Below are 701 nucleotides of genomic sequence, written 5' to 3' on the forward strand. Positions count from 1 at the left end.
GCGACCGGTGCGCCGACCGTGGTCATCACCGAAGACACCAACAACGACGGCACCATCGACCGCACCGAGATCAGCGGCAAGGTGAACGTGGCAGTGGGCCTGCCGGGCGAAGCCAAGGCGGGTGACACCCTCAAGGTGAGCGGCCAGGCAGACCGGGTGCTGACCGATGCCGACATCAGCGCAGGCAAGGTGGGCTACGAGTTTGACCGTCCGGCGGACGGGGTGCAGCTCACCGTGACTGCCACCATCGTCGACGCGGCGGGCAACGTCTCCCTGCCGGGCAGCGATAGCGCCACCATGGGCGACACCACCGCGACCGGTGCGCCGACCGTGGTCATCACCGAAGACACCAACAACGACGGCACCATCGACCGCACCGAGATCAGCGGCAAGGTGAACGTGGCAGTGGGCCTGCCGGGCGAAGCCAAGGCGGGTGACACCCTCAAGGTGAGCGGCCAGGCAGACCGGGTGCTGACCGATGCCGACATCAGCGCAGGCAAGGTGGGCTACGAGTTTGACCGTCCGGCGGACGGGGTGCAGCTCACCGTGACTGCCACCATCGTCGACGCGGCGGGCAACGTCTCCCTGCCGGGCAGCGATAGCGCCACCATGGGCGACACCACCGCGACCGGTGCGCCGACCGTGGTAATCACCGAAGACACCAACAACGACGGCACCATCGACCGCACCGAGATCAGCGG

Annotated in this window: 1 protein-coding gene; it reads left to right on the top strand. The window is 67.9% G+C overall.

Features of this window, described 5'->3' with window-relative positions:
- Positions 1 to 701 (top strand): hypothetical protein (locus tag OKC41_RS21055; RefSeq protein ID WP_270672346.1); only part of this gene is annotated, 701 nt, incomplete at both ends.

It is taken from the genome of Aeromonas sp. QDB17 (assembly GCF_027705305.1).
GTDB classification, from domain to species: domain Bacteria; phylum Pseudomonadota; class Gammaproteobacteria; order Enterobacterales; family Aeromonadaceae; genus Aeromonas; species Aeromonas caviae.